At 64.0% G+C, this 26,428-nt stretch carries 24 protein-coding genes and 1 pseudogene; 5 read left to right on the forward strand and 20 right to left on the reverse strand.

Annotation, left to right across the window (positions count from 1 at the left end):
* Positions 1-10: 10 nt before the first annotated feature.
* The 8 genes from XANALMUS060_RS08075 to XANALMUS060_RS08110 form a co-directional block, all read right to left on the reverse strand.
* Positions 11-466: a DUF4381 domain-containing protein gene (locus XANALMUS060_RS08075; protein WP_045737947.1), complete on the reverse strand. Its 456-nt coding sequence runs from the start codon at positions 464-466 to the stop codon at positions 11-13.
* Entirely contained in the window at positions 463-1,377 is a 915-nt protein-coding gene (locus XANALMUS060_RS08080; protein WP_052688125.1) for a DUF58 domain-containing protein, read from the reverse strand. The genes XANALMUS060_RS08075 and XANALMUS060_RS08080 overlap by 4 nt, the downstream gene beginning before the upstream one ends.
* Positions 1,378-1,472: 95 nt before the next feature.
* Positions 1,473-2,492, reverse strand: coding sequence for a MoxR family ATPase (locus XANALMUS060_RS08085; RefSeq protein WP_045728143.1), 1,020 nt, complete (start codon positions 2,490-2,492; stop codon positions 1,473-1,475).
* A 154-nt stretch (positions 2,493-2,646) separates the two neighbouring features.
* Positions 2,647-4,548: a type IV pilus secretin PilQ family protein gene (locus XANALMUS060_RS08090; RefSeq protein WP_045737949.1), complete on the reverse strand. Its 1,902-nt coding sequence runs from the start codon at positions 4,546-4,548 to the stop codon at positions 2,647-2,649.
* Between the two features lie 20 nt (positions 4,549-4,568).
* Positions 4,569-5,108, reverse strand: coding sequence for a pilus assembly protein PilP (locus tag XANALMUS060_RS08095; RefSeq protein WP_045737950.1), 540 nt, complete (start codon positions 5,106-5,108; stop codon positions 4,569-4,571).
* Positions 5,105-5,773, reverse strand: a complete 669-nt coding sequence (locus XANALMUS060_RS08100) for a type 4a pilus biogenesis protein PilO (protein ID WP_045737951.1) — start codon at positions 5,771-5,773, stop codon at positions 5,105-5,107. Before XANALMUS060_RS08100 ends, XANALMUS060_RS08095 begins: the two co-directional genes overlap by 4 nt.
* Entirely contained in the window at positions 5,770-6,528 is a 759-nt protein-coding gene (locus XANALMUS060_RS08105; RefSeq protein WP_045737952.1) for a PilN domain-containing protein, read from the reverse strand. The genes XANALMUS060_RS08100 and XANALMUS060_RS08105 overlap by 4 nt, the downstream gene beginning before the upstream one ends.
* A complete protein-coding gene (locus XANALMUS060_RS08110; RefSeq protein WP_045728148.1) occupies positions 6,528-7,586 on the reverse strand; it encodes a pilus assembly protein PilM in 1,059 nt (352 codons plus the stop codon). The genes XANALMUS060_RS08105 and XANALMUS060_RS08110 overlap by 1 nt, the downstream gene beginning before the upstream one ends.
* A gap of 217 nt (positions 7,587-7,803) precedes the next feature.
* Between XANALMUS060_RS08110 and XANALMUS060_RS08115 the strand changes: the two genes are divergently transcribed.
* Together XANALMUS060_RS08115 and XANALMUS060_RS08120 are read left to right on the forward strand one after the other, a co-directional pair.
* On the forward strand, positions 7,804-10,239 hold the full coding sequence (locus XANALMUS060_RS08115; RefSeq protein ID WP_045737953.1) for a penicillin-binding protein 1A: 2,436 nt from the start codon (positions 7,804-7,806) through the stop codon (positions 10,237-10,239).
* A 172-nt stretch (positions 10,240-10,411) separates the two neighbouring features.
* Positions 10,412-11,059 (forward strand): hypothetical protein, encoded by a 648-nt coding sequence (locus XANALMUS060_RS08120; protein ID WP_045737954.1) that lies wholly within the window; start codon positions 10,412-10,414, stop codon positions 11,057-11,059.
* Between the two features lie 159 nt (positions 11,060-11,218).
* Here the strand turns inward: XANALMUS060_RS08120 and XANALMUS060_RS08125 are convergent, their stop codons facing one another.
* From XANALMUS060_RS08125 to XANALMUS060_RS08180, 12 genes and pseudogenes are all read right to left on the reverse strand, one after another.
* Positions 11,219-12,508 (reverse strand): citrate synthase, encoded by a 1,290-nt coding sequence (locus XANALMUS060_RS08125; RefSeq protein ID WP_045737955.1) that lies wholly within the window; start codon positions 12,506-12,508, stop codon positions 11,219-11,221.
* Between the two features lie 309 nt (positions 12,509-12,817).
* Complete coding sequence (locus XANALMUS060_RS08130; protein ID WP_045728152.1) at positions 12,818-13,060, reverse strand: type B 50S ribosomal protein L31; 243 nt, start codon at positions 13,058-13,060, stop codon at positions 12,818-12,820.
* Between the two features lie 139 nt (positions 13,061-13,199).
* On the reverse strand, positions 13,200-14,138 hold the full coding sequence (locus XANALMUS060_RS08135; protein ID WP_045737956.1) for a nucleoside hydrolase: 939 nt from the start codon (positions 14,136-14,138) through the stop codon (positions 13,200-13,202).
* Between the two features lie 318 nt (positions 14,139-14,456).
* A pseudogene (locus XANALMUS060_RS08140) lies at positions 14,457-14,834 on the reverse strand (ATP-dependent DNA helicase RecG); the annotation flags it as partial.
* Between the two features lie 35 nt (positions 14,835-14,869).
* Positions 14,870-15,112 (reverse strand): type B 50S ribosomal protein L31, encoded by a 243-nt coding sequence (locus tag XANALMUS060_RS08145; RefSeq protein ID WP_045728152.1) that lies wholly within the window; start codon positions 15,110-15,112, stop codon positions 14,870-14,872.
* A 139-nt stretch (positions 15,113-15,251) separates the two neighbouring features.
* A complete protein-coding gene (locus XANALMUS060_RS08150; protein WP_045737956.1) occupies positions 15,252-16,190 on the reverse strand; it encodes a nucleoside hydrolase in 939 nt (312 codons plus the stop codon).
* Positions 16,191-16,508: 318 nt separating this feature from the next.
* Positions 16,509-18,656, reverse strand: coding sequence for an ATP-dependent DNA helicase RecG (gene recG / locus XANALMUS060_RS08155; protein WP_045737958.1), 2,148 nt, complete (start codon positions 18,654-18,656; stop codon positions 16,509-16,511).
* Between the two features lie 9 nt (positions 18,657-18,665).
* The gene (locus XANALMUS060_RS08160) at positions 18,666-19,049 is read right to left on the reverse strand and encodes a RidA family protein (RefSeq protein WP_045728155.1); all 384 of its coding nucleotides are present in this window, start codon (positions 19,047-19,049) and stop codon (positions 18,666-18,668) included.
* A 114-nt stretch (positions 19,050-19,163) separates the two neighbouring features.
* On the reverse strand, positions 19,164-21,335 hold the full coding sequence (locus XANALMUS060_RS08165; RefSeq protein WP_045737959.1) for a bifunctional (p)ppGpp synthetase/guanosine-3',5'-bis(diphosphate) 3'-pyrophosphohydrolase: 2,172 nt from the start codon (positions 21,333-21,335) through the stop codon (positions 19,164-19,166).
* Between the two features lie 101 nt (positions 21,336-21,436).
* A complete protein-coding gene (gene rpoZ / locus XANALMUS060_RS08170; protein ID WP_045729149.1) occupies positions 21,437-21,736 on the reverse strand; it encodes a DNA-directed RNA polymerase subunit omega in 300 nt (99 codons plus the stop codon).
* A gap of 112 nt (positions 21,737-21,848) precedes the next feature.
* Entirely contained in the window at positions 21,849-22,475 is a 627-nt protein-coding gene (gene gmk, locus XANALMUS060_RS08175) for a guanylate kinase (protein WP_045737960.1), read from the reverse strand.
* Between the two features lie 130 nt (positions 22,476-22,605).
* The gene (locus XANALMUS060_RS08180) at positions 22,606-23,466 is read right to left on the reverse strand and encodes a YicC/YloC family endoribonuclease (RefSeq protein WP_045737961.1); all 861 of its coding nucleotides are present in this window, start codon (positions 23,464-23,466) and stop codon (positions 22,606-22,608) included.
* Between the two features lie 236 nt (positions 23,467-23,702).
* Between XANALMUS060_RS08180 and rph the strand changes: the two genes are divergently transcribed.
* From rph to hemW, 3 genes are all read left to right on the forward strand, one after another.
* Positions 23,703-24,428: a ribonuclease PH gene (gene rph, locus XANALMUS060_RS08190; protein ID WP_045737963.1), complete on the forward strand. Its 726-nt coding sequence runs from the start codon at positions 23,703-23,705 to the stop codon at positions 24,426-24,428.
* Between the two features lie 85 nt (positions 24,429-24,513).
* Complete coding sequence (gene rdgB, locus XANALMUS060_RS08195) at positions 24,514-25,113, forward strand: RdgB/HAM1 family non-canonical purine NTP pyrophosphatase (protein ID WP_045737964.1); 600 nt, start codon at positions 24,514-24,516, stop codon at positions 25,111-25,113.
* A gap of 17 nt (positions 25,114-25,130) precedes the next feature.
* Positions 25,131-26,354 carry a radical SAM family heme chaperone HemW gene (hemW, locus tag XANALMUS060_RS08200; protein WP_045737965.1) on the forward strand — a complete coding sequence of 408 codons (1,224 nt, stop codon included), beginning with the start codon at positions 25,131-25,133 and terminating at the stop codon, positions 26,352-26,354.
* Positions 26,355-26,428 lie beyond the last annotated feature (74 nt).

Below are 26,428 nucleotides of genomic sequence, written 5' to 3' on the forward strand. Positions count from 1 at the left end.
CTCATCGCCATCATCCGCGCCGCGCAGCCATCAGTTCCAAAAAGCGCTGCCGTGCCAACGGTAGCAGCGCCTGCACCTGTGCCGGTTCCAGCGTGCGCCGATACCCGCCATCGAGCAGTAAACGCCCCGGACCGACGGAGAACTCCCGGCGTTTGGGGCCATCGAGGAAACGCAGCCATGCCTCGCCCTGCAATGTTGCGGCGGCAGGGTCGCTGCGCCGTGCCGCACGCCGCAGCAGTTCCGACACCGCAGCGACTTGCGCGGGAAGCGCGCGCGCGTGCAATGCCGCATCGAATTGGCGCTGCCAACGTTGGCCGCGCCGACGCTTGCGCATCGCCAAAAACACAACGACCCCGATGATCAGCAACAGCAGCGCAGCCACCATCCACCAGCCAGGCGCCGGCGGCCACCAGGCCGGTGCGGGCGGCAGATGCACATCACGCAGCGCCAAGTGTTGCGGACTCATACGTTTGCAGCTCGCGATCCCGATGACAGCAGCCAGGACTCGCTGGGCGCATCGCCGCGCAGCACCCGCACCTGCACCCCACGGCCAGGCAACTCGGCCGCAAGGGTTTCCAGCGGCTGCACAAACTGCTCGTGCCAACCTTGTCGCGCGTGGGTGGACAGCAAATCGACCTCGACCCGACGCTCGCTGGTCCAGAAGGGTAGCGCCGCGCGCGGCGGTTGCAACTCCAGTGCATCGGCCAACAGCAGCAATTCCACGTCGTTGTGCCGCGCCAGGGTCGCCCAGCGCGCTGCGGGGACGGCCTTGGCACTGGCTGGATCGGCCAGCACGACCAGGCGGGATCCCGGACGCAGCAGCATGGCGGCATGCTCCAGCGCCACGCCCAGACCCGCATCGTCCTGCGGCGGTTGCGCATACCAACGCACCAACGCATCCAGCACACGCAAGACACCACGTTGCCCGGATGCTGGCGGCACCGGCGCTTCGCTGCGGCTGCCACGCAAGGCGGCCAGGCGGTCGCCCTGCCGCTGCGCGGCCCAGGCAGCCACTGCGCCGGCACGCGCTGCCTGCACCGATTTGAAACGCACACGGGTACCGAAATACAACGACGGCGCGGTGTCGGCCACGATCAGGCTCAGCCGTTCGCGCTCGGCCTGGAACACTTTGGTATGGGTGCGACCACTCCGCGCGGTGAGCCGCCAGTCGATATGGCGCACATCGTCGCCCACCACGTATTCGCGCGACTCGGCATAGTCCATGCCACGCCCGCGCAATGCCGATGGCGCGGCACCACTGAGACCATGCCGACCGCGACGCGGCGGCGGCACCCTGGCCACGGCGGCACGCAACGCCACCAATTCCGCCAGACTGGGGGCAATCCCGGCATCGACCGAGACGGCGGCCTGTGACATGCCCGACGTTGTCGCCTGCACGGTCATCTCGCCCTACCTCGCCAGCACGACAGCGCGACGCGTCCGTGCGTCGCTGCGATCTTCCCCGGCCCCGTTCACGGCGGCGGCACCTTATCCAGCAAGGCAGCGACCAGACGATCACCATCCCAGCCCTCGGCGGTGGCCTCGTAGCTGGGCAACACACGGTGGCGCAGCACATCCAGCGCGACCGCACGCACATCGTCGGGAGTGACGAAATCGCGCCCGGCCAACCAGGCGCGTGCGCGCGCGCAACGCTCCAGCGCAATCGAGCCACGCGGGCTTGCGCCCCACGCGATCCGCCGCGCCAGCGTGGCGTCGTAGCCGCTGGCATCGCGCGAGGCCAGAACGAGTTCGATCAGATAACGCTCCAGCGGCGGCGCCATATGCAACGCCAGTACCGCGCGGCGTGCCGCGAACACATCGTCCAGCGGCATGCGCGGTGGCAGCGCCTCGCCTGCTTCCAACGTTTCGCGCGCACGCTCGCGGGCCAGACGCAGGATCTCCGCTTCTGCGGCGGCTTCGGGATAGCCGATACGCACGTGCATCAGGAAACGGTCCAGTTGCGCTTCCGGTAGCGGGAAAGTGCCTTCCTGCTCGATCGGGTTCTGTGTCGCCATCACCAGGAACAATTTAGGCAGGGCATAGGTGTGGCGGCCAACGGTGACCTGGCGCTCGCCCATCGCTTCGAGCAAGGCCGACTGCACCTTGGCCGGTGCGCGGTTGATCTCGTCAGCGAGCAGGATCGGATGGAAGATCGGTCCCGGCAGAAACTCGAAACGGCTTTCCTGCGGACGCCAGACTTCGGTGCCGGTGAGATCGGCCGGGAGCAAATCCGGAGTGAACTGGACACGTGCGAAATCCGCTTCCAGGCGCGCGGCCAGTGCACGGATCGCGGTGGTCTTGGCCAGGCCGGGCGCGCCCTCGACCAGCAGATGACCATCGGCGAGCAACGCGATGAGCAGACGCTCCACCAGCGCCGACTGGCCGACGATGGTCTGGGACAGGCCTTCGCGCAAGGCGACGAACGCGGCGTGCAGGCGCTGCTGCTCGGACGCGGCAGAGGAAGAATCGAAAGTCGGGGATGGAGTGTTCATGTGCCGAGTTTGACCGATCCTCGCTGAAATGGTTCCGCGCGCAAGCAACGCCGCACGAGACGAATTCAGACTCTTATCATCCAGCGCCACGAACGACAACGGGAGAGACCTGCGCCTCTCCCGTTGGACGACTCAAGCGCCTGGCGGCGCTACCTCAACCAGCGCGCTTGGCGACGCGCATGACCTTGGGCGTAACGAAAATCAGCAGCTCGGCCTTGGCCTTGCTGCGACCGCGCTGCTTGAACAGATTGCCCAGGAAGGGGACATCGCCCAGGAACGGCACTTTGGCCACACTGTTGCGATCGGTGAACTCGTAAACACCGCCGATCACCACGGTCTGCCCATCGTCCACCAACACCGCCGTATTGATCTCACGACGGTTGATTTCTGGCACGGTGCCGTAGTTCTGCAAGGTGACGTAGTGATCGACCTCGTCCTTCTTGACGTTCATGTTCAAGAAGACACGATCGTCGTCGGTGATGGTCGGGGTCACCTTCAGCTCAAGCAGCACTTCCTTGAATTGCACGTTCGGCGTAGCCGCCGCACCGCCCGTACCGCCGGTGATGGTGACATAGGCGATGTCCTTGCCCTGTTTGATCACCGCCTCACGCTGGTTGGAGGTCACGATGCGCGGGTTGGAAATGACTTCGCCACGGCCCTCTTCCTGAAGCGCCGATAGCTCCATGTCCAACGAGAAGTTGGCACCAAGCAAGGTGTAGGCGATAGCACCGGGGTTGCCGGTGGTGAACGTCCCTGCGGGCAGGTTGACGTTCAGCCCGTTCGGGATGTTATGCAAGCTGTTGTTGAGGATGGAGCTATTGTCCGCCACGTTGCCACTGACGACGCCGGTGTTACTGCCGTAGCTGCGACGCCCGGCCACGCCGAAACGCGCTCCCAAATCACGGGCAAAAGTATCGGTGGCGATGACGATACGTCCCTCGATCAGCACCTGATCGACTGGCCGGTCGATCACGTTGATCAGCTCGCGCATCTGCGCGATTTTCTTCGGGATGTCGCTGATCATCAGCGTATTGGTACGCTCGTCGGCAACGATGCGACCACGCGGCGACAAGAAACCGTTGTCGCTCTGACCGCTGCCACCAGCGCCACCAGCGCCACCCGCACCACCGCTACCGCCACCGATGCCCTTGGCCTCGGTCAGCGCTTTGAAGATGGCCGTGGCGCTGTGATAGTTGATCTGCACGTAGTCGGTGACCAAATCCTCGCGGTTCTCGATCGCGATACGCGCGTCTTCTTTTTCTTGTTCGAACTTAGCCAGTTCCTGCTGCGGGGCAACCCAGATCACCGCACCGTCGCGGCGCTTGTCCAGGCCTTTGGCGCGCAACACGATGTCCAGGGCTTGGTCCCATGGCACGTTGACCAGACGCAGGGTTACGCTGCCCTGCACGGTATCGGAAGCAACGATGTTGAGGTTGGATTCCTCGGCGATCAGTTGCAGCACCGTGCGGACCGGCACGTCCTGGAAGTTGAAGGTCACCGGCTTGCCGCTGTAGCCGCGCGCGGCCACCTGCGCAGCGGCCTTGCTGACCGTCGCCGCGGTGACAGCGCCCACCGCCGGCGCGGCGGCGCGCGGAGTGATCTCGACCACGTACTCGTTACCGGACTGGTAAGCCAGCGACTCGAACGTGCCATTGGTGTTGAGCACCAGCTGCGTGCCCCCCGCATACGGTTTGGCATCGATGCGCTGCACCGGGGTGGCGAAGTCCATGACATTGAGCGAATGCTGCAACTCCGACGGGAGTACCGCGTTGCCGACATCGACCACCACGCTATTGCCCTGAGTCCGCAGATCCGGGCTGGCGCCAGCTCCGCTGAAGGACAGGATCATGCGTCCGGAACCGCCATCGCCACGCTTGAAGTCGATCTTCGACAGCGAGAGCTTGGTCGACACCGGCGCCGCGACGGCGGCCGGAGCAGGAGCGGTAACAGGCGCGGCGACCGCGTTGCCCAGCACCGCCACCACCCCCAACGCGCATAGCCGCATCGTCGCGCGGCGCCGAATGGGGCGCAGGCTCAGGGCTTTGGAAAAAGTCATCGTGCTATCCCCATAATCAATCATTGATCGTCCAGCGCCACAGAGGCCGGACGTTCGAGCCAACCGCCAGCGCCATCCGGCACCAGTTCAATCAAATCGATGCGATCATCGTGCACTGCGGTCACGCGGCCATCGCTCTGGCCCATATACACGCCCGGACGCACCCGGTAGGTCACCTTGTCCGGCGCCATCACCAGCGCCACCTGCCCGGAGCCGCTCCCCAAGGTGCCGACCATTTTGAGACCGTCCAGCGGAAACTGTTCCAGCGGCTCCTTGCGCCGGTTCGGATCCGGGCGCAGGCCATTATTACCGTCGGGATTGACCCAGGCATCGCTGAACGGATCGCGCATCCCCTGCGCGGTGTACTCGAAGGTCTCGAACTGCTGCATCACCGGCAACGGCTCCAGCGGTTGCGCCGGACGCGCCCGCACTTCCTTGACCCAATTCTCCAGGTTCGGCGCATCGCCGGGAGTGCTGGTCACATCGCGCGCGCATCCTGCGAGCAACAACGCCAGCACGCCCGCGGCGACGACCTTCAAGACCGTGCCATGTCGGCTCATGCGCCACCGCCTTGCTTTGCGTTCTTTTTCTCCGCTGCCGCCTTCTCCTGGTCGGCCATTTCCTTGTCGTCGAGGTAGCGATAGGTCTTGACCGTGCCGGACAGTTCCAGCTCGCCCCGACCACCACCACTGGCCTTGTCGCGTGGCTTGAGGTTGATGTCGTGCATGGTCAGGATCACGACCCGCGGCAACGAGGCAACGCCACTGACGAATGCGCCGAACTGGTGGTAGCTCCCGACCATCCGCAGCGCAATCGGCTTCTCGGCGTAGAACTCTTTCGGCACTTCCGGGCCCGGCTGGAACAGCTCATTGCTCAGGCCACTGGACAGCGCGGTCTGCGAAATATCGATGATTAGATCGGGCATTTCGGTCTTGCTCGGCAACTGCCTTAGCATTTGTTGCAAGACCTGACCCATCTGCACCAGTTGCTGTTTCAGCGGCTGCAGGTTCACCGCACGGCTCTGCGCTTTCTCGAACGAAGCACGCAGTTCGGTTTCCTTGTGCTCCAACGACTGCAGCTCATCGCACTTACCGCTAATCAGCAGGAACCACGACAAAATCAGGATGAACACCGCCAACAAGACGCAGAAGCCGGCCTTGGCTTGCTGCGGCCAGTTACCGATATTGTTGAAATCCAGGTCTTTGATATTGAATTTCTTGCTCATGACGCCGGCCCCTGTTGCGTTGACGTGGCGGTCGCCGCGTGCGCTGCCCCACCCGGCATCGGCGCAGCGACCGCACCGGCAGGCGCAACCGCAGGAGTCGCCGTTTTGGTGCCCGTTGCCGGCACCGACGTCTTCGCGCCCGATGCGCGCCCGGCGTCGCCTGGAGCCGCATCCGCGGTATCGCCAGGCACCGGCAGCTTGACATTGAGCGTGAACACATAAGGCAACGCCTTGGCGTCGACGACCGGCCCCTTGGTCGTCTTATCTTGCGGTTTGGCCTCGATGACGGACAGCTCCGGCTTGGTCATCCAGCCCGAGCCTTCGAGATTGCGCATATAGGTACTGACACGCGCGTTGGATTGCGCACGGCCTTCCAAGGTGAGGATGTCGCCTTCCTGCTTCACCGAGGTCAGTACCACCCCGTCGGGGATGGTGCGCACCAGCGAATCGAACAGGTGCACCATCTGCGAACGCTTGGCCTGCAACTCCTCGATGACATGTTTGCGCGCCAACAGGCGCCGCTTCTGCTCATCGAGGCTGTCGATTTCCTTGTTTTGCGCCATGACCTTGTCGATCTCGGCTTGCAAGTAGGCATTGCGCACATTCTGGCCACTGACTTGGCGGTCGTAGTAGAACCAGATCAGCAGCGACAACAGCACCCCAGCCATCGCCGCCAGACCCAGCATCCCGTAGAACTCGCGCTCGCGCTGTTTGCGCCGCTCCGCCCGCCAGGGCAGCAGATTGATCTTCGCCATCAGTCGAAGCTCCTCAGCGCCAAGCCGGTCGCGATCATCAAGGCCGGCGCATCCTGAGCCAACGCATGTGCCTGAACCTTCGGCCCCAGGGTCATCTGCGCCAACGGATTGGCGACGACGGTCGCCACGCCCAGTTGTTCCTCGACCATCTCCGGCAACCCGGCCAATCCTGCGCAACCGCCCGCCAGGACGATATGGTCGACCCGGTTGAACTCGCTACCGGCATAGAAAAACTGCAGCAAACGGCTGATCTGCTGCACCGTTGCCTCCTTGAACGGCTCCAGCACCTCGATTTCGTAGCTCTCCGGCAGGCCGCCCTTGCGCTTGGCCATACCGGCTTCCTCGTAGGTCAGGCCATAGCGGCGCATCACTTCATCGGTCAGTTGCTTGCCGCCGAACACCTGCTCGCGGCTGTACAGGCTACGTCCGCCGCGCAGCACGTTGAGCGTGGTCATGGTGGCACCGATATCGACCAGGGCGACGATGCCGTCGCTGGCCATGGGCAGCTCGCTGGCCACCAGCGCGAAGGCGTTCTCGACCGCGAAGGCCTCCACATCCATCACCTTGGCGACCAGACCGGCCAACTCCAGTGCCGACTGGCGCAGCTCGACATTCTCCGAACGCGACGCGGCCAGCAGCACCTGCACCATCTCCGGGTTGTTGGCGACGGGACCCAGCACCTCGAAATCCAGGTTCACTTCCTCGATCGGGTACGGGATGTAGTTCACCGCCTCCAGCTCGACCTGCGCCTCCAGTTCGTTCTCGTCCAATTCGGCCGGCATCGGGATCACCTTGACGATCACCGCAGAACCGGCAACAGCCGCAGCGGCATGCTTGGCGCGGGTGCCGGAGCGGGTCACGGCGCGACGAATCGCCTCGCCCACCGCCTCGACCTCGACGATGTTCTTTTCGACCACGGCGTTTGGAGGCAAGGGTTCGACGGCGTAATGCTCGACACGGAACCGGTTGCCGCTACGCGATAGCTGTAGCAACTTGACTGCAGTCGAACTGATGTCGATGCCGATCAGCGGCGGCTGACTTTTCGGGATAAGCCCCACGGTTTTTCCCCTGCCGACGGGCACTTGGACGAAAATATTACGTCGGCGCATTAATAACGATTTTTTCGCAATTGGCAACCACCCAGGACATGCTCGTGACCCGTGTCACGGCATACCTCCGGCGGGAAACCCCTCGCATCCCCAGAAACGACCCCAGCCGCTCCCCGGCGTACTCTATACTCTGCGCCCAAGAAATCTGCAATCGGAATCTCTCGCGATGCCCCGTTTTCGTCGCTGGCTGCTTTGGGCGCTGGCAGCGCTGATCATGCTCGCCTTGGTCGGAGCCGCCGCTCTCGGCGGGCTGTACTACGTCGTTTCCTCCAAGCTTCCCGATGTACAGACGCTGCGCAAGGTCGAGCTGCAGGAGCCGATGTACGTCTACGCCAGCGACGGCAAGCTCATGGCCTTGTTCGGCGAGACCAGACGCTATCCGATCACCATGAAGGATGTGCCGGAACGGCTCAAACAGGCCTTCCTGGCGACCGAAGACGCACGCTTCTACGAGCACGGCGGGGTGGACTACAAAGGGATCGCCCGCGCTGTCTGGCTGCTGGCCACCACCAGCGACAAACGCGTACCGGGCGGCTCCACCATCACCCAACAGGTCGCCCGCCAGTTCTTCCTGAGTTCCGAGTACAGCTATACCCGCAAACTGGCCGAGATCCTGCTGGCGCGCAAGATCGAGGCCGAACTGAGCAAGGACGAGATTTTCGAGCTGTACCTGAACAAAAGCTTCTTCGGCAACCGTGCCTATGGCATCGCCGCCGCCGCCGAGTATTACTACGGCAAACAGCTCAACGCGCTGAGCCTGGACGAGATGGCCTCGCTGGCCGGCATCCCCAAGTTCCCCTCCAGCGGCAACCCGATCAGCAACCCCGAACGCGCCAAGCAGCGCCGCGACAACTATGTGATCAGCCGAATGGAGGCGCTGGGCTTCATTACTGCGGCAGAGGCCGAAGCGGCCAAGGCGGTGCCGATGCACGCCACGCCGCACGAGCGCCCGGTCGAGGTCGATGCCCCCTATGTGGCCGAACTGGTCCGCCAGGAAATGATCGCGCGCTTCGGTGGCGACGTGCTCGACAAGGGCTACCACGTCTTCACCACGATCGATTCCACCTTGCAAGCTGCCGCCACCCATGCGGTGCACCAGGGCCTGGTGGTCTACGACAGGCGCCATGGCTGGCATGGCGTGGAGAAGCACTTCGAGGTCCCCGCCACGGCCGACGCGGCCGCGCTGGCCAACCATCTGGCCGGGATCTACGCCCAAAGCGGAATGCTGCCGAGCATCGTCGCGGCCACCAGCAGCGACGGCAGCGCCACAGTGGTGCTCGCCAACAAGACCGAGGTGGTGCTGCCGGTCGCGGCCAGCCGCTGGACCGGACGCAGCCCCGCGACCCTGCTCAAGCGTGGCGACCTGGTGCGCATCCAGGCAGGCGAAAAACCGGGCGAATGGGAACTCACGCAGATCCCGCACGCGCAGGCCGCCCTGGTGTCGCTGGATGCAAGCAACGGCGCGCTGCGCGCCATGGTCGGCGGCTTCAGCTATGCCAGCAACAAATTCAACCGCGCCACCCAGGCGCGACGCCAGCCCGGCTCCAGCTTCAAGCCGTTCCTGTACGCGGCATCGTTCGAAAAAGGCTTCAACCCGGCCTCGATCGTGCTCGACGCGCCCGTGGTGTTCCGCGACCGCCGTGGCAAGACCTGGTCGCCACAGAACGACGACGGCGCCTTCCGCGGCCCGATGCGGCTGCGCGAAGCACTGGTGCAATCGCGCAACCTGGTCTCGGTGCGACTGCTGGACAGTATCGGCGTGGACTTCGCACGCAAATACATCAGCCAGTTCGGCTTCCAGGAAGCCGAATTGCCGCCGAACCTGTCGATGTCGCTGGGTACCGCATCGCTGACCCCGCTATCGATGGCGCGCGGCTATGCGACCTTCGTCAACGGTGGCTCGCGCGTGGACACCTGGATCATCGACAAAGTCACCGATCGCGACGGCCACGTGCTGTTCCAGGAACACCCGGCGACCGCGTGCCGTAGCTGCGGCGGCATCGGCAATCATGCGACACCGGTCAGCCAAGTAGTCGACGGCTTCAACTTCGGTGCCGCCGCACCGCCAGCGGCAGCCAAGTCGAACGCGACGACGGCGGCAAGCCCTGCGGCCCCCCAAACCACGCCAGCCGTCGATCCCCAAGCCAAGGTCGCGCCACGCGTGATCGACGAGCGCATCGCCTACCAAATGAACTCGATGATGCGCGACGTCGTCCAACGCGGCACAGGCACCCCCGCCAAGGTTCTCGGCCGCGCGGACGTCGGCGGCAAGACCGGCTCCACCAACGATCACCGCGACGCGTGGTTCTCCGGCTTCGGCGGCCCCTACGTGAGTACGGTCTGGGTCGGCCGTGACGACTACCGCTCGCTCGGCTATCGCGAATACGGTGGCAAGGCCGCGCTGCCGATCTGGATCGACTACATGCGCGTCGCACTGAAGGATCAACCGATCGCCAGCAACGATCCACCGGCCGGCATGGTCCAGGCCACCCTCAACGGCGCCACCGAATGGATCAAGGCCGAAGACATGGATCACATCCAGCAAGTGGACGAGAGCCTGCAGAACCAGAAGACCAACGACGCCGCATTCGACATCTTCTGACCTTGGGCTGCTCGCCTTGCGCAGCAACCAGCGCTGACAGCCGTCCGTCAGCGCTGGCGCCGCCAAGCGGTGAGACTCGCCGCAAGTAGCAGAATCCGATAGCGGTGCGCCTGCACCCGAATATTCGCGCAACTGCTGTACAGTCGGGCCAATCTCTGAGTTGAGATGCGTCATGGATCATGCTCTGCAACACGCCCGCACACGCACGCACGAACGCCGCCGCCAACTGGCACACGAAGCGGCACGACTGATGGCCGAAGGCGGCATCCGCGACTTCCATCAAGCCAAACGCAAAGCCGCCGCCCGCCTCGGTATCCACGACAACGCCTCGCTCCCACGCAACAGCGAAATCGAGGAGGCGTTGCGCGAGCACCAACGCCTGTTCGCCGGCCCCGGCCATGCCGATGGCCTGCGTCGGCGGCGCGAGGCGGCACTGCGCGCGATGGAGTTTCTGCACGCATTCGCCCCCCGCCTGACCGGGCCAGTGCACGACGGTACCGCCGATGCGAATAGTCCCGTGCAGTTGCAATTGCACAGCGACGATGCGGAAGCGGTGGCGCGTTTTCTGGAGGAACAACGGATTCCGGCAGAACTACGCAGCCGTCGGCTGCGCCTGGATCGGGAACGCAGCGAGGACTTCCCGGTATGGCTGTTCAGCGCCGAGGATCTGACCTTCGACCTGACCGTGCTGCCTTACGACGCGCTACGCCAGGCGCCGCTATCGCAGGTGGACGAAAAGCCGATGCGGCGCGCTTCGGCAAGCCAGTTGCGGCAATTACTCACCGAACAAGAGCTCGCCGAGGGTCAGCGGCTGGACTGACCGCACCGCCGGCGCAATCGCCTCGCGCAGCAAGCCCCACCGGCCGCGCAAAACCCACCTGGCGGGGAACATTCGCACCGAATGCTCGCTGCTGCGAGAGGCAAAAAAAACGCCCCACAATGTGGGGCGTTTCAGAGACACACAGCAACGACGCTGGGATCAGCGCTTGCCGACGCTGGTGTAATCGCGCTTGTCGTAACCGGTGTAGATCTGCCGCGGACGACCAATCTTCATTTCTGGATCGACCTGCTGCTCCAGCCAATGCGACACCCAGCCGACGGTCCGGGCGATGGCGAACATGACGGTGAACATCTCCACCGGAATGTTGAGCGCCTTGTAGATGATGCCCGAATAGAAATCGACGTTCGGGTAAAGCTTGCGCTGCACGAAGTAGTCGTCCTTCAACGCCGCCTCTTCCAGCTTCAACGCCACTTCCAACAGCGGATCGTTGACACCCAGTTCGCCCAGCACCTTATGGGTCATCTCGCGGATGATCTTGGCGCGCGGATCGAAGTTCTTGTAAACGCGATGACCGAAGCCCATCAGACGGAAACTGGAGTTCTTGTCCTTGGCTTTGGCCACGGCGCTCTCGACGTTGTCCGCAGTGCCGATCTCCTCCAGCATTTTCAGCACGGCTTCGTTGGCGCCGCCGTGAGCCGGACCCCACAACGCGGTGATGCCGGCAGCAACCGACGCATACGGGTTGGCGCCAGTGGAGCCGACCAGGCGCACCGTCGAGGTCGAGGCGTTCTGCTCGTGGTCGGCATGCAGGATGAATAGCAGATCCAGCGCCTTGGCCACGACCGGATTCATCTGCAACTGCTCGCTCGGCACCTCGAACATCAGATGCAGGAAGCGCTCGACATAACCGAGATTGTTGCGCGGATAGCGGATCGGCCAGCCAATCGAATAACGATAGGCGGCAGCAGCGATCGTCGGCACCTTGGCGATCAGACGGATCGCCGCCAGACGCCGTTGCTCCGGATCGTTCAAGTCGAGGGTGTCGTGGTAGAACGCCGACAGCGAGGCCACTGAGCCGGCCAACATCGCCATCGGGTGCGCGTCGTGGCGGAAGCCACCCAGAAAGTTCTTCAGCGACTCGTGCATCATCGTGTGATGCGTCACTTCGTGTTCGAACTTCTTGAATTCGTCGGCGCTGGGCAACTCGCCGTTCATCAGTAGATAGCCGACTTCGAGGAAGTTGGACTTTTCGGCCAACTGCTCGATCGGGTAGCCACGATACAGCAGCACGCCGTTGTCGCCGTCGATGTAGGTGATCGCCGACTTGCAACTCGCAGTGGCGGTGAAACCCGAATCGTAGGTAAAGAGACCGGTCTCTTTGGTCAACTTGGAAACGTCGACGCAATCGTTGCCCAAGGTGGGCTTGAGTACCGGCAGAACGACCGACGTGTCGCCGGCATTCAGCGTGACCTGATCAAGATCGGACACAGTGTGCGCTCCTCGATGGAAGGCGCCCGTCCGGCACATTGCGAACAGACGCGTGAAGAAAGTCCACGGCAGTTACCACGGATCGCGGCATTATCGCACAGCAACATTTGTAGCGCCTCTCATCCTGCTCACCACCAAAATACGTGAAGCAGCACAGAGGCGAGGCGGCGGGACACAGCGTTGCATCCTCGCCGGGCACAGCCTGACAATGACCCCGACATATTCATGCCGAAGTGACAACGCACGCACCGGATAGCAAAACGGCCGCGCAACAAAACGCGGCCGTCGCATACCTACCGAGCGTTCCGATCAGCGCGCGTAGCGCTTCTGGAACTTGTCGATACGACCACTGGTGTCGATCATCTTGCTCTTACCCGTGTAGAACGAGTGAGACGCCGAAGAAATTTCGACCTTGATGAGTGCGTACTCCGCGCCATCTTCCCACTTGATCGTCTCTTTCGAGGACATGGTGGAACGGGTCAGAATCTTGAAACCGGATGTGACATCGTGAAACACGACGTCGCGATACTGGGGATGGATGTCGGCCTTCATGGGCTCGCACCGTAGGTGGCTGCTGGACAAGAGGGCAACTATAGCAGTGCTACTGCCCTGGGCGCAACGTGTCTGTTGCCCGCGAGCGCCAGCCGAGCCACGCAAGCCCCGCCTCGGCCGACCATGCGATCACGCTGCGTCATGCCGCCCCAAGCGCCGCGCGAACCTGGGCCAGGAAGCAAGATGGGTCATAGCGGATCAATATCTCCGCGTTATCGGGCCGGCCAAGTCGCCGTTGCCAGTCGACCAGGGTCGCGCCACGGGTGTGAGCACCAGAGAGCTCGATCTGCAACGGACGCGACTGCACTTGCTCGGCACCATCAGGCTGCAACGCCCAGGCCATCGCCAACGCATCGGCCGCATACCAGCACTCGCCGCGCGCATCCTCCGAGTCATGCCGGGTCTTGCGCGAGATTGCCTCGTAGAAACGCGCCTGGGTGCTGTCCGCAGCCAACCATCGTTCGACCTCGATGTACGGCAGGCCATGCGCCACGGTCGCCTCCCAATCGCAGACGTCGATGTGCGGAAACCTGGAGAACACGATGTGCGCCGCCTCCGGATCGAAGGCGATGTTGAATTCCGCGACCGGGGTGATGTTGCCGTGGCAGGTGACCGCGCCACACATCACCACGCAGCGGTGTAGCCGCTGCGGCAAGGTCGGATCCAGTTTCAACGCCAGCGCGAGATTGGTCAGAGGGCCCAGCGCGACCAGCAACAGGCGACCAGCATACTGGTGCGACAGGCGCAGGATCGCCAGCGCCGCATGTTCGGCTTGCGCAGCGCGTGCCGCCGGCACCAGGCCGACATCGCCAAACCCATCCATGCCATGCACATGCGCCGCGTCCACTGCAGGATGCAGCAAGGGATCGGCACAACCTGCGAACACCGGCACATCCTCGCGCCCCGCCACCTCACACACTTTCAGCGCGTTACGCACCGTGTATTGCAGACCAACGTTACCCGCGACAACGGTCAGGCCGACCACGTCATGGCGCCTATCGGCGAAGGCCATCAACAAAGCCAACGCATCGTCCACACCGGGATCGGTATCGATCAACAGAGGAATTTTGTCGCGCATGCACTATCGCTGGCTGATTCGTTCGGACACCGAGTCTGGCATTGCACATCATGCAAAACTGGCGTCTGCTGCACAACGATTTCACGCCATGGGAGGCGACCACTAGCAGACGCAATGATGGCTGCAAGCAGGCTGCTTTGAAGCGATCGTCAATGACCTACGCTCGATTCTACGTCACGCGACAACGAGCACTTGCCAGAAACTCTGACTGGTCTGCACTTCGTCGTATTTAACCGCTCTCATGCTCAGCAACGCCGCTAGCATCCTTCAAAGTTCATCACACGCTCTAGCCGAGAAGTCCGGATTCTGAGCTACCCATCAAGCCGCCACGAACCGCACTGCGCCACCGACCCAACGTGCGACGATGCGGTCGGCAAGTGCAGGCGATGTATCCAGTAGCCGATCGGCCAACGCATGCACACGCGGCAGCAATCCCGCATCACGCGCAAGATCGGCCACGCGAAACGCCGCCAGACCAGTCTGGCGAGTCCCCAACAACTCGCCAGGACCTCGCAATTCCAGGTCCTTTTCGGCAATGACGAAACCATCGTTGGTCTGACGCATGGTTTCCAGCCGCTGCCGCGCCATCGCCGACAGCGGCGCCTGGTACATCAACACGCAACTGGAAGCAGCCGCACCGCGCCCGACCCGACCACGCAACTGGTGCAGTTGGGCCAGCCCGAGACGTTCGGCGTTTAACGCGGCCGTCGCATACCTACCGAGCGTTCCGATCAGCGCGCGTAGCGCTTCTGGAACTTGTCGATACGACCACTGGTGTCGATCATCTTGCTCTTACCCGTGTAGAACGAGTGAGACGCCGAAGAAATTTCGACCTTGATGAGTGCGTACTCCGCGCCATCTTCCCACTTGATCGTCTCTTTCGAGGACATGGTGGAACGGGTCAGAATCTTGAAACCGGATGTGACATCGTGAAACACGACGTCGCGATACTGGGGATGGATGTCGGCCTTCATGGGCTCGCACCGTAGGTGGCTGCTGGACAAGAGGGCAACTATAGCAGTGCTACTGCCCTGGGCGCAACGTGTCTGTTGCCCGCGAGCGCCAGCCGAGCCACGCAAGCCCCGCCTCGGCCGACCATGCGATCACGCTGCGTCATGCCGCCCCAAGCGCCGCGCGAACCTGGGCCAGGAAGCAAGATGGGTCATAGCGGATCAATATCTCCGCGTTATCGGGCCGGCCAAGTCGCCGTTGCCAGTCGACCAGGGTCGCGCCACGGGTGTGAGCACCAGAGAGCTCGATCTGCAACGGACGCGACTGCACTTGCTCGGCACCATCAGGCTGCAACGCCCAGGCCATCGCCAACGCATCGGCCGCATACCAGCACTCGCCGCGCGCATCCTCCGAGTCATGCCGGGTCTTGCGCGAGATTGCCTCGTAGAAACGCGCCTGGGTGCTGTCCGCAGCCAACCATCGTTCGACCTCGATGTACGGCAGGCCATGCGCCACGGTCGCCTCCCAATCGCAGACGTCGATGTGCGGAAACCTGGAGAACACGATGTGCGCCGCCTCCGGATCGAAGGCGATGTTGAATTCCGCGACCGGGGTGATGTTGCCGTGGCAGGTGACCGCGCCACACATCACCACGCAGCGGTGTAGCCGCTGCGGCAAGGTCGGATCCAGTTTCAACGCCAGCGCGAGATTGGTCAGAGGGCCCAGCGCGACCAGCAACAGGCGACCAGCATACTGGTGCGACAGGCGCAGGATCGCCAGCGCCGCATGTTCGGCTTGCGCAGCGCGTGCCGCCGGCACCAGGCCGACATCGCCAAACCCATCCATGCCATGCACATGCGCCGCGTCCACTGCAGGATGCAGCAAGGGATCGGCACAACCTGCGAACACCGGCACATCCTCGCGCCCCGCCACCTCACACACTTTCAGCGCGTTACGCACCGTGTATTGCAGACCAACGTTACCCGCGACAACGGTCAGGCCGACCACGTCATGGCGCCTATCGGCGAAGGCCATCAACAAAGCCAACGCATCGTCCACACCGGGATCGGTATCGATCAACAGAGGAATTTTGTCGCGCATGCACTATCGCTGGCTGATTCGTTCGGACACCGAGTCTGGCATTGCACATCATGCAAAACTGGCGTCTGCTGCACAACGATTTCACGCCATGGGAGGCGACCACTAGCAGACGCAATGATGGCTGCAAGCAGGCTGCTTTGAAGCGATCGTCAATGACCTACGCTCGATTCTACGTCACGCGACAACGAGCACTTGCCAGAAACTCTGACTGGTCTGCACTTCGTCGTATTTAACCGCTCTCATGCTCAGCAACGCCGCTAGCATCCTTCAAAGTTCATCACACGCTCTAGCCGAGAAGTCCGGATTCTGAGCTACCCATCAAGCCGCCACGAACCGCACTGCGCCACCGACCCAACGTGCGACGATGCGGTCGGCAAGTGCAGGCGATGTATCCAGTAGCCGATCGGCCAACGCATGCACACGCGGCAGCAATCCCGCATCACGCGCAAGATCGGCCACGCGAAACGCCGCCAGACCAGTCTGGCGAGTCCCCAACAACTCGCCAGGACCTCGCAATTCCAGGTCCTTTTCGGCAATGACGAAACCATCGTTGGTCTGACGCATGGTTTCCAGCCGCTGCCGCGCCATCGCCGACAGCGGCGCCTGGTACATCAACACGCAACTGGAAGCAGCCGCACCGCGCCCGACCCGACCACGCAACTGGTGCAGTTGGGCCAGCCCGAGACGTTCGGCGTTTTCGATGATCATCAGCGAGGCGTTGGGCACGTCCACGCCCACTTCGATCACCGTGGTGGCGACGAGCAGGTCGATCTCGCCTTGCTTGAACGCGCGCATCGCGGCCTGTTTTTCCGAGGACTTCATGCGTCCATGAGCCAGACCCACGCGTAGCTCCGGCAATTGCGCCGACAATGTCTCGAACGTGGCCTGCGCTGCAGTGGCCTCGAGCCGATTGCCGACACCGGCCTGCGCGGATGCCCCCCCCTCCTCGGCGTCCTCGATCAACGTGCACACCCAATAGGCCTGACGCCCTTCGGCGCAGGCGACGCGAATGCGCTGCACCAACTCAGGACGACGCTCGGCATTGAGCACGATGGTCTGCACCGGCGTGCGCCCCGGCGGCAATTCATCGATCGCCGAGACATCCAGATCGGCGTAGGCGGCCATCGCCAACGTGCGCGGGATCGGTGTGGCCGTCATCACCAATTGGTGCGGCACGCCCGCGCCCGAGGCGCCCTTGTCGCGCAACGCCAAACGCTGGTGCACGCCAAAGCGGTGCTGTTCGTCGACGATGGCCAGCGCCAGATCGTGGAATGTCACAGCCGCCTGCATCAACGCATGCGTACCGACCACCACCTGCGCCTGGCCCGAGGCGATCTGCGCCAATACCGTACTGCGCGCCTTGCCGGTGACCTTGCCGGCCAGCCAGGCAACGCTTACTCCCAGCGGCTCCAGCCAGGCGCGCAAATTCGTCAGATGCTGCTCGGCGAGCAGTTCGGTCGGTGCCGCCAGCGCCACCTGCTTGCGCTTTTCCACCGCCAGCATCGCAGCCAACGCCGCGACCACGGTCTTGCCGCTGCCGACATCGCCCTGCACCAGCCGCAACATCGGCGCCGGCTGCTCCAGATCGGCGCGAATCTGCGCGAACACCCGCAACTGCGCGCCGGTGAGCTGGAACGGCAACGACTGCTGCAGGCGCTTGACCAACAGCCCGCGGCTACGCAACGACGGCGCTGGCTGCCGCTGCAAGGCGATCCGCTGGCGACGCAGGCTCAGGTGGTGCGCGAGCAACTCTTCCAGCACCAGCCGCTGCTGCGCCGGATGCAGACCCGCCGCCAGCGCAGCGAGATCGGCCTGCGGTGGCGGCCGATGCGCGACCAGCAACGCGTGACGCAAGGATGGCAAGTCCAGTTCGGCCAGCAGCGCCGGTGGCAGCAGTTCCAGCGACGCGTCTTGGGGCAGGCGATCAAGTGCTTGGCCGATCAGTCGGCGCAGGGTCGCCGGACCGACCCCTTCCACCACCGGATACACCGGATCCAGACGATCGCCCAGCGCCACGTTCTCGTCTTCGCCGAGGAACTGATAACTTGGATGCACGAACTCCAGCCCATGCTGACCTGGCTTGGGCGTACCGAAAGCACGCAAACGCGCGCCAACCACGAACTGTGCCGCCTGCGCCGCGCGGAACTGGAAAAAGCGCAACACCAACGTGCCATGCGAGGCATCGGCCACCGCGACACGCAGCATCGGCCGGTAGCGAAAACCGCGATCCACCGCCTGCACCCGCACATCCACCTGTGCGGGCACCCCAGGCTGCAGCGCGGCCACCGCGGTCAGTTGAGTGCGATCCTCATAGCGCAGCGGCAGGTGCAGCCACAGATCCTGCACCGTGGACAGACCACGCGCGGCGAATTTTTCCGCCAGTTTGGGACCGACGCCGGGCAGCGTCGTCAGCGCCGCCTGCCCTGCCGCAGACAGCGCCGGCGGCGGAACCTGCACAGGCGACACGGGCGCTGGTCAGTCCAGCACCATCACCGCATCCACCTCGAAACCCGCTCCCTTTGGCAGGGCCGAGACCTCAATCGTGGAGCGCGCGGGAAACGGTGCCTGGAAGTACTCCTGCATCACCGCATTGACCTGCGCGAACTGCGATAGGTCGGTGAGATACAGACCCAGCCGCACGATGCGCGCCAGCGAACCGCCCGCCGCCTCAGCCACCGCCTGCAAGTTGTCGAACGCGCGCCGCGCCTGCGCGGCGATGTCGCCAGCGACGATTTCGCCCGTCGCCGGATCCAGCGGGATCTGCCCGGAGAAATACACGGTGTTGCCGGCACGCACGGCCTGCGAATACGGGCCAATGGCCGCCGGGGCACGGTCGGTCTGGATGATCTGGCGAGACATGTCCACTCCAAGGAAGGGAAATTTCCGCCTAGTTTAGCCGGGACGCGGGGCCTACGCCCCACACGATACGCGTGCCACGCGCTCGCGGAAAATCCGCATCTCCGCATCTGGAATTTACTGGCGGCGCACGCTCTGCACTGCACTCAGACGTCGCAACCGGCGCATCACTTCGGCCAGGTGATTGCGGTCGCGCACCTGAATATTGAAACGCAGCACCGCCGCATTGAAATCGCGGTCCAGGTAGTCCACGCGCTCGATGTTGGATTGGCTCTGCGCGATCGCCGCCGCCAGTTGCGCCAGCACGCCGGTGCGGTTTTCCACGTCCACCACCAAAGAAGTGTCGTAATCGCCGATGACACTGGCGTCCCAATCGATCGGCACCCAGCGCTCGGGCGACTTGCGCAGTTCGGCCAGGTTCGGGCAATCCAGGCGGTGCACCACGATACCCTTGCCGGCGGTGTGATACCCCATGATCTCGTCACCGGGAATCGGCTGGCAACAATTGGCGAAGCTGACCACGCCGCGCTCGGTCCCGTTGATCAGGATCTTTTCCTGCGAGTGCTTGGAATGGCCGCCGCCACGCAACTCGGCATAGGCCATCAACGCCTGCGCGGCTTGGGTCGGCATCCAGTTACCCAGCGCGATGTCGGCCAGCAACGCCTCCAGGCGCGGGTAGCGATGCTCGCTGAGGAACGAATCCAGGCGCCCCTTCGGCAGGCGCTCCAACGCACTGTCCATCGCCTCCAACGCACGGTCGAGCATGCGATGCCCAAGCTGCACCGCATCTTCGTGTTCGAGTTGCTTGAGCTGATGACGGATCGCGGTGCGCGCCTTGCTGCTGACCACGAATTCCAGCCACTGCGGTTTTGGCGTGGCCGAACGCGCGGTGATCACTTCCACGGTCTGCCCACTGACCAACTTGGTGCGCAGCGGCACCAGCTTCTTATCCACGCGCGAGGCCACCGCGCGGTTGCCGACGTCGGTATGCACGGCATAGGCGAAATCCAGTGCAGTGGAATTGCGCGGCAATGCCAGGATCTTGCCCTTGGGCGTGAACAGATACACTTCGTCCGGAAACAGATCGACTTTGACGTTATCCAGAAACTCCAGCGAGGAGCCGGCGGCACGCTGAGATTCGATCAACTCGACGATCCAGGCGTGCGCGCGGCTTTGCGCGTTGTTGGGCGAGTCACCGCCGAATTTGTAGGTCCAGTGCGCGGCGACACCGCGTTCGGCAATCAGGTCCATCTCCTCGGTGCGAATCTGTACCTCGATGGGCGAGCCGTAGGGACCGAACAACACCGTATGCAACGACTGGTAGCCATTGGCCTTGGGAATGGCGATGAAATCGCGGAAACGCGCATCCAGCGGTTTGAACGTGGCATGCACCGCGCCAAGCGCGTGATAGCAATCGGATACACCGCGCAACACCAGGCGAAAGCCGAACACATCCATCACCTGATCGAAGGATTTGTTCTCGTCGCGCATCTTGTTGTAGATGCTCCACGGGGTCTTGATCCGGCTGACCAGACGGTGCTCCAACCCTTCCTTGGCCAAGCGCTGGGACAACTGCACTTCCACCAGGGTCATCGACTCGCGGCGTACCACCGGCTGGCTGCGGATATGTTTCTCGATGATCGCGTGGCGCCACGGATGCAGCGCGCGAAACCCGAGGTTCTGCAACTCGGATTTCATCAAGCTCATGCCCAGACGCTGCGCGATCGGCGCGTAGATTTCCAGGGTCTCACGGGCGATACGACCACGCGCCTCGGCGCTCTGCGCGCCGAGCGTGCGCATGTTATGCAGGCGGTCGGCGAGCTTGATCATGATCACGCGCAGGTCGCGCGACATCGCCAACAGCATTTTACGGAAGCTCTCCGCGGCCGCCTCCTGACGGTCGCGAAACTTGAGTTTGTCCAGCTTGGTGACGCCATCGACCAGTTCGGCAACCGCTTCGCCGAACTCGGCGGCCAGCTCGGCGCGCGTCAATGGCGTGTCCTCGATGGTGTCGTGCAAGATGGCCGCGATCAGCGCCTCCACGTCCAGGCCCAACTCGGCCAACACCCCGGCCACTGCCACCGGATGCGTGATATACGGCTCGCCCGACTTGCGGGTCTGCCCGGCATGCGCGGACGCACCGACTTCCCACGCGCGGCGCAGCAACGGTATTTGCTCAACGGGCAGATAACTGGCGCTGCGCTCGAGTTGCAGGACGTAGTCGGGGACTGACCCATCGACTGGTGAAGGCGCAGCGCTGGCGACCTGGACGGGGGGACCGGGGTTCATTGGCAAAGACTATGCCAGCGGCGCGTGGACGGCAAACCGGAGAAACGAAACAGCCCGCGGATGCGGGCTGCTGGTCGAACGATCACAGCGCGGCGGCGCGATCAATCGTCGTTCTTGGACATGTCCTCGTCGGCAACGACCTCGGCGGCGGCCCATTCCAGCGCCTCGCGCTCGGCGCGCTCGCGTTCGGCTTTCTCGACTTGATCGATCAGCGCATTGTCGATCTTGCGCGCGGCAATTTCGCGCAATGCCAGCACGGTAGGCTTGTCGGACGACTCGGTGTTGTCGAGGGTGGCCTGCACGCCGTTGGCAAGCTGGCGGGCGCGCTTGGACGCCATCATGACCAGTTCGAAACGGTTGTTCACAACTTCCAGGCAATCTTCTACGGTGATGCGGGCCATGCGGGCTCCCGGCGGGCCGGCGACGGCCACGCGTTGGAATGAGGGAAAGGGTGGCGATTGTAGGGCGGCACCGGCCCGGAATCAACCTCACCCCATTCAGTTTCCTTTGGAATCAGCCAGTTGGCGATTCCTGCAAGAGCGTCGCGATCAGCCCGGCATGACGCTGCTGTTGCGGCAAGCGGCGCAAGCGGCTGGCGACGAAGATCGCGCACATCTCGTCCACCGCTGTATCGAAATGCTCGTTGACGATGACGTAGTCGAAATCGGCGTAGTGCGACATCTCCTCGCGCGCGGCGGCCAGCCGCTGCGCGATGACCGCCTCGCTGTCCTGGCCGCGCTTGCGCATGCGTTGCTCCAGCGCCTGCCGCGACGGCGGCAGAATGAACACGCTGACCGCGTCGGGCACCTTGGCGCGCACCTGACGCGCGCCTTGCCAGTCGATCTCCAGCAGCACATCGCGACCGGCGGCCAACTGCGGCTCCACCGATTGCCGCGCGGTGCCCTTCCAATCGCCATGCACGCTGGCGTATTCGAAAAAATCGCCGGCCTCGATCATGCCCTGGAACTGCGTGGCGGTGACGAAGTGATAGTGCTCGGCATGGCGCTCGCCCGGGCGCGGCGCGCGCGAGGTGAACGAGATCGACAACGCGATCTGCGGGTCACGCGCCAGGGTCGCATTGACGATGCTGCTCTTGCCGGCACCGGAAGGGGCCGCGACGATGTAGAGGGTGCCACGCATAGGGTCAGGATTCGATTGAGAAGATGGAGTCGCGAACGGCCCGCGGGCCATCCCCACGGGGCGGATATGCTACCGGGATTGGATGGAGCCGTCGCAAAACGGCGGCACCGCGATATCACCAGTCGTCTTTCTATTCCAGGTTTTGCACCTGTTCGCGGATCTGGTCGATCAACACTTTCAGTTCCACCGCGGCGTTGGAAGTGCGGCTATCCACCGATTTGGAACCCAGCGTATTGGCTTCGCGGTTGAATTCCTGCAACAGGAAATCCAGGCGCCGCCCAGCCGGTTCCGGTTGCCGCAGCACCCGGCGCAATTCCTTGATGTGGCTGCCGAGCCGATCCAGTTCCTCGTCCACATCGAGTTTTTGCAGCCACAGCACCAGCTCCTGCTCCACCCGGCCCGGATCGACCGGATGCGACAAGTCGGCCAGACGCGCAGCCAACTTGGCGCGCTGGCCATCACGAATGGCCGGAATCAAGGTGCGCACCTCGCCGGCGACACGCTCCACCGCGTCCACCCGCTCGACAATTACGGCGGCCAGCTTGCCGCCCTCGCGCTCGCGCGCGGCAACGAATTCGGCCAGCACCTCGTCCAGTAATTCCAACGCCTGCGCCTGCAACAGCGCCGGGTCCACCACCTGCCCCTGCAACACGCCGGGCAGTTGCAACAGGTCGACGAACTGCACCCGCAACTGCGGGAACCGCACGCCGAGCCGCTGCGCGAGTATGCCCAACTGCTCGACCAGCGTGTCGTTCACCACCAACGTTTGCGCCGTGTCCGGCGCGCGCAGACGCAGCATCAAGTCCAGTTTGCCGCGACTGATGCGCGCGGCCACGCGCTCGCGCAGTTGCGGCTCCAGCGCACGCAGTTCCTCCGGCAAGCGCACGCCCACCTCCAGAAACCGGTGATTGACCGAACGCAGCTCGCACCCCAACGTGCCCCAGGGCGTGATGCGCTCGGCGCCAGCGAAGGCGGTCATGCTGCGAATCATGCGAAGTTCCCGTGCGAACAAAGCACGAATGTTACCCTAGCGCTCGTCATGTCCTTCGAGGCGAGCCGCGTTGACCTTCAACGACGCTATACCCTCGATGCTGACGCTGGCTGGTATGCGCCCGAAGTGCATGACGCCCCCAGCCCGCTTCGTCCTCACCTCAACCTCCATCACCCACTCCAGCGCCCGTTCCTGCCTCGCCGCGCACGGCCTCACGACACTCCCGGATTCCCTGCATGTCTTTTTCCCGTCCCAGCGGCCGCACGGCCGAGCAATTGCGCCCGGTCCGCATCGAGCGCGCGTTCACCCGTCACGCCGAGGGCTCGGTCCTGGTCAGCTTCGGCGACACCCGCGTGCTGTGCAACGCCAGCGTCGAACACCGCGTGCCTGGCTTTCTGCGTGGCAAGGGCGAAGGCTGGGTCACCGCCGAATACGGCATGCTCCCCCGCGCCACGCACTCGCGCTCCGAACGCGAAGCCGCACGCGGCAAGCAAGGCGGTCGCACGCTGGAGATTCAGCGCTTGATCGGTCGCGCGTTGCGCGCATGCGTGGATCGCAACGCGTTGGGCGAGCGCACCATCACCCTGGACTGCGATGTACTGCAAGCCGATGGCGGCACCCGCACCGCCGCCATCACCGGCGCTTACGTGGCCCTGGTGGACGCGGTGAACTGGCTGCGCCAGCGCGGGGAATTGAAAAAACCCGTGGTGCTCGGCGCGGTCGCCGCCGTGTCGGTCGGCATCTACCGTGGCGTTCCCGTACTGGACTTGGACTACGCCGAGGACAGCGACTGCGATACCGACATGAACGTGGTGATGAACGATGGCGGCGGCTTCATCGAACTACAGGGCACCGCCGAAGGCCATGCGTTCCGCCGCGACGAATTGGATGCACTGCTCGGTCTGGCCGAGCGCGGCATTGGCGAGCTGCTGGCGGCGCAACGCACCGTGCTGGCGCAATGAATCCGCACATCGCCAACGTCAGATTGATCGTCGCGGCGTTGTGCGCTGTCGACGGCACAGTCTGGGAGCCAATGGAGCCGACACCATGAAACTGGTCCTGGCCAGCAGCAACGCTGGCAAACTCGAAGAGCTGCACGCCCTGCTCGACGATGTCGGTGTGGAGTTGCTCGCGCAATCCACACTCGGCGTGCACGATGCCGAGGAGACCGGCCTGACCTTCATCGAGAACGCGCTGCTCAAGGCGCGCCATGCCGCCCGCCTCACTGGGCTGCCGGCACTGGCCGACGACTCGGGCATCTGCGTGGACGCGCTGCACGGCGCGCCGGGCCTGTACTCGGCGCGATACGCGGGCGAACACGGCAATGCGCAGGGCAACATCGACAAACTGCTGCACGCCCTACGCGAGGTGCCGGACGCACAGCGCGGCGCGCATTTCTACTGCGTGTTGGTGCTGATGCGGCACGCCGAGGATCCACAGCCATTGCTGGTCGAGGGTCGCTGGCGCGGGCGCATCGCCCAGGCCCGCGCCGGCAACGGCGGACACGGCTACGACCCGGTATTCTTCGATCCCGAGCATGGTCGGACCGCCGCAGAAATGTCGCTCGCGTTGAAGAACCGCATCAGCCATCGCGCCATCGCACTGCGGCAACTCAAGCAGCGGCTGACCGAACTGGTGTCGCACTGACGTCTGACTCATTGGCCATGTCGCACGACCACCAGCAGCCCCCATCCGATGCGTCGGGCACGGATCACCGCGCGCACGACGTCGCGCCGCGGCTATTGCCGCCGCCGCTGTCGCTGTACGTCCACCTGCCGTGGTGCGTGCGCAAATGTCCGTACTGCGATTTCAACTCGCATGCGGCCAAAGGCGCGCTGCCATTCGATGCGTATGTGGACGCGCTGATCCGCGACCTCGACCAGGATCTGCCGCTGGTGTGGGGCCGGGTGGTGCACAGCGTGTTCTTCGGCGGCGGTACCCCCAGCCTGTTCCCACCCGAGGCCATCGCGCGTTTTCTGGAGGCGGCGAGCGCACGCCTGCGCTTCGCGCCGGGCCTGGAGATCACCCTGGAGACCAATCCGGGCACCGCCGAACACGGCCGTTTCGACCGTTATCTCGCCGCCGGGGTCAACCGACTCAGCTTCGGCATCCAGAGCTTCGACGATGCGGCCCTGCAGCGCCTGGGCCGCATCCACGACAGCGCCGAAACCGAGCGCGCGGTGAAGCTGGCGCAGGACGCCGGCTACGTCAACCTCAACCTGGATCTGATGTACGCACTGCCACAGCAGACCCTGGCCGAGGCCGAGACCGACGTGGCGCGGGCGCTGGCACTACAGCCGACTCACATCAGCCACTACCAGCTCACCCTGGAGCCGAACACACTGTTCGCAGCACGGCCGCCGCAGGGCATTCCCGAGGACGACGCCGCCTGGGACATGCAGGAACACTGCCAGGCGCTGCTGGCCGCCGCCGGCTACGCACAGTACGAAGTCAGCGCCTATGCACGCGCTGGCGCGCGCTGCGCGCACAACCTCAACTACTGGACCTTCGGCGACTACCTCGGCATCGGCGCCGGCGCCCACGGCAAGATCAGCTCCGGCGCCGAACAGCGCATCCTGCGCCGTTGGAAGCACAAGCATCCTCAAGCCTTCATGGACGCAGCTGGAACGCCGGCCGCGATCGGCGGCGAGGACTGGATCGAGCCAAAGCAACGCCCGTTCGAATACATGCTTAACGCGCTACGCCTGAACCACGGTTTCGCGCTGCGCGATTTCACCGCGCGTACCGGGCTCGCACCGGCCAGCATTGCCTCGGCACTGCAACAGGCGCAGGCACGCCAATGGCTGCAGTTGGAAGATGACAAGGTGATACCAACCGAACTAGGGCGGCGTTTCACCAACGACGTCATCGCCCTATTCATGCCCTGAACCGACCGCCGCCGGCATGGTTGTGTCGGCAGAAACGTGTTACATACCCCCCTCGGTAAAAAACGACGGTCACA

Origin of the sequence: Xanthomonas sp. MUS 060, assembly GCF_000963215.1 — a bacterium.
Lineage (GTDB): Bacteria > Pseudomonadota > Gammaproteobacteria > Xanthomonadales > Xanthomonadaceae > Xanthomonas_A.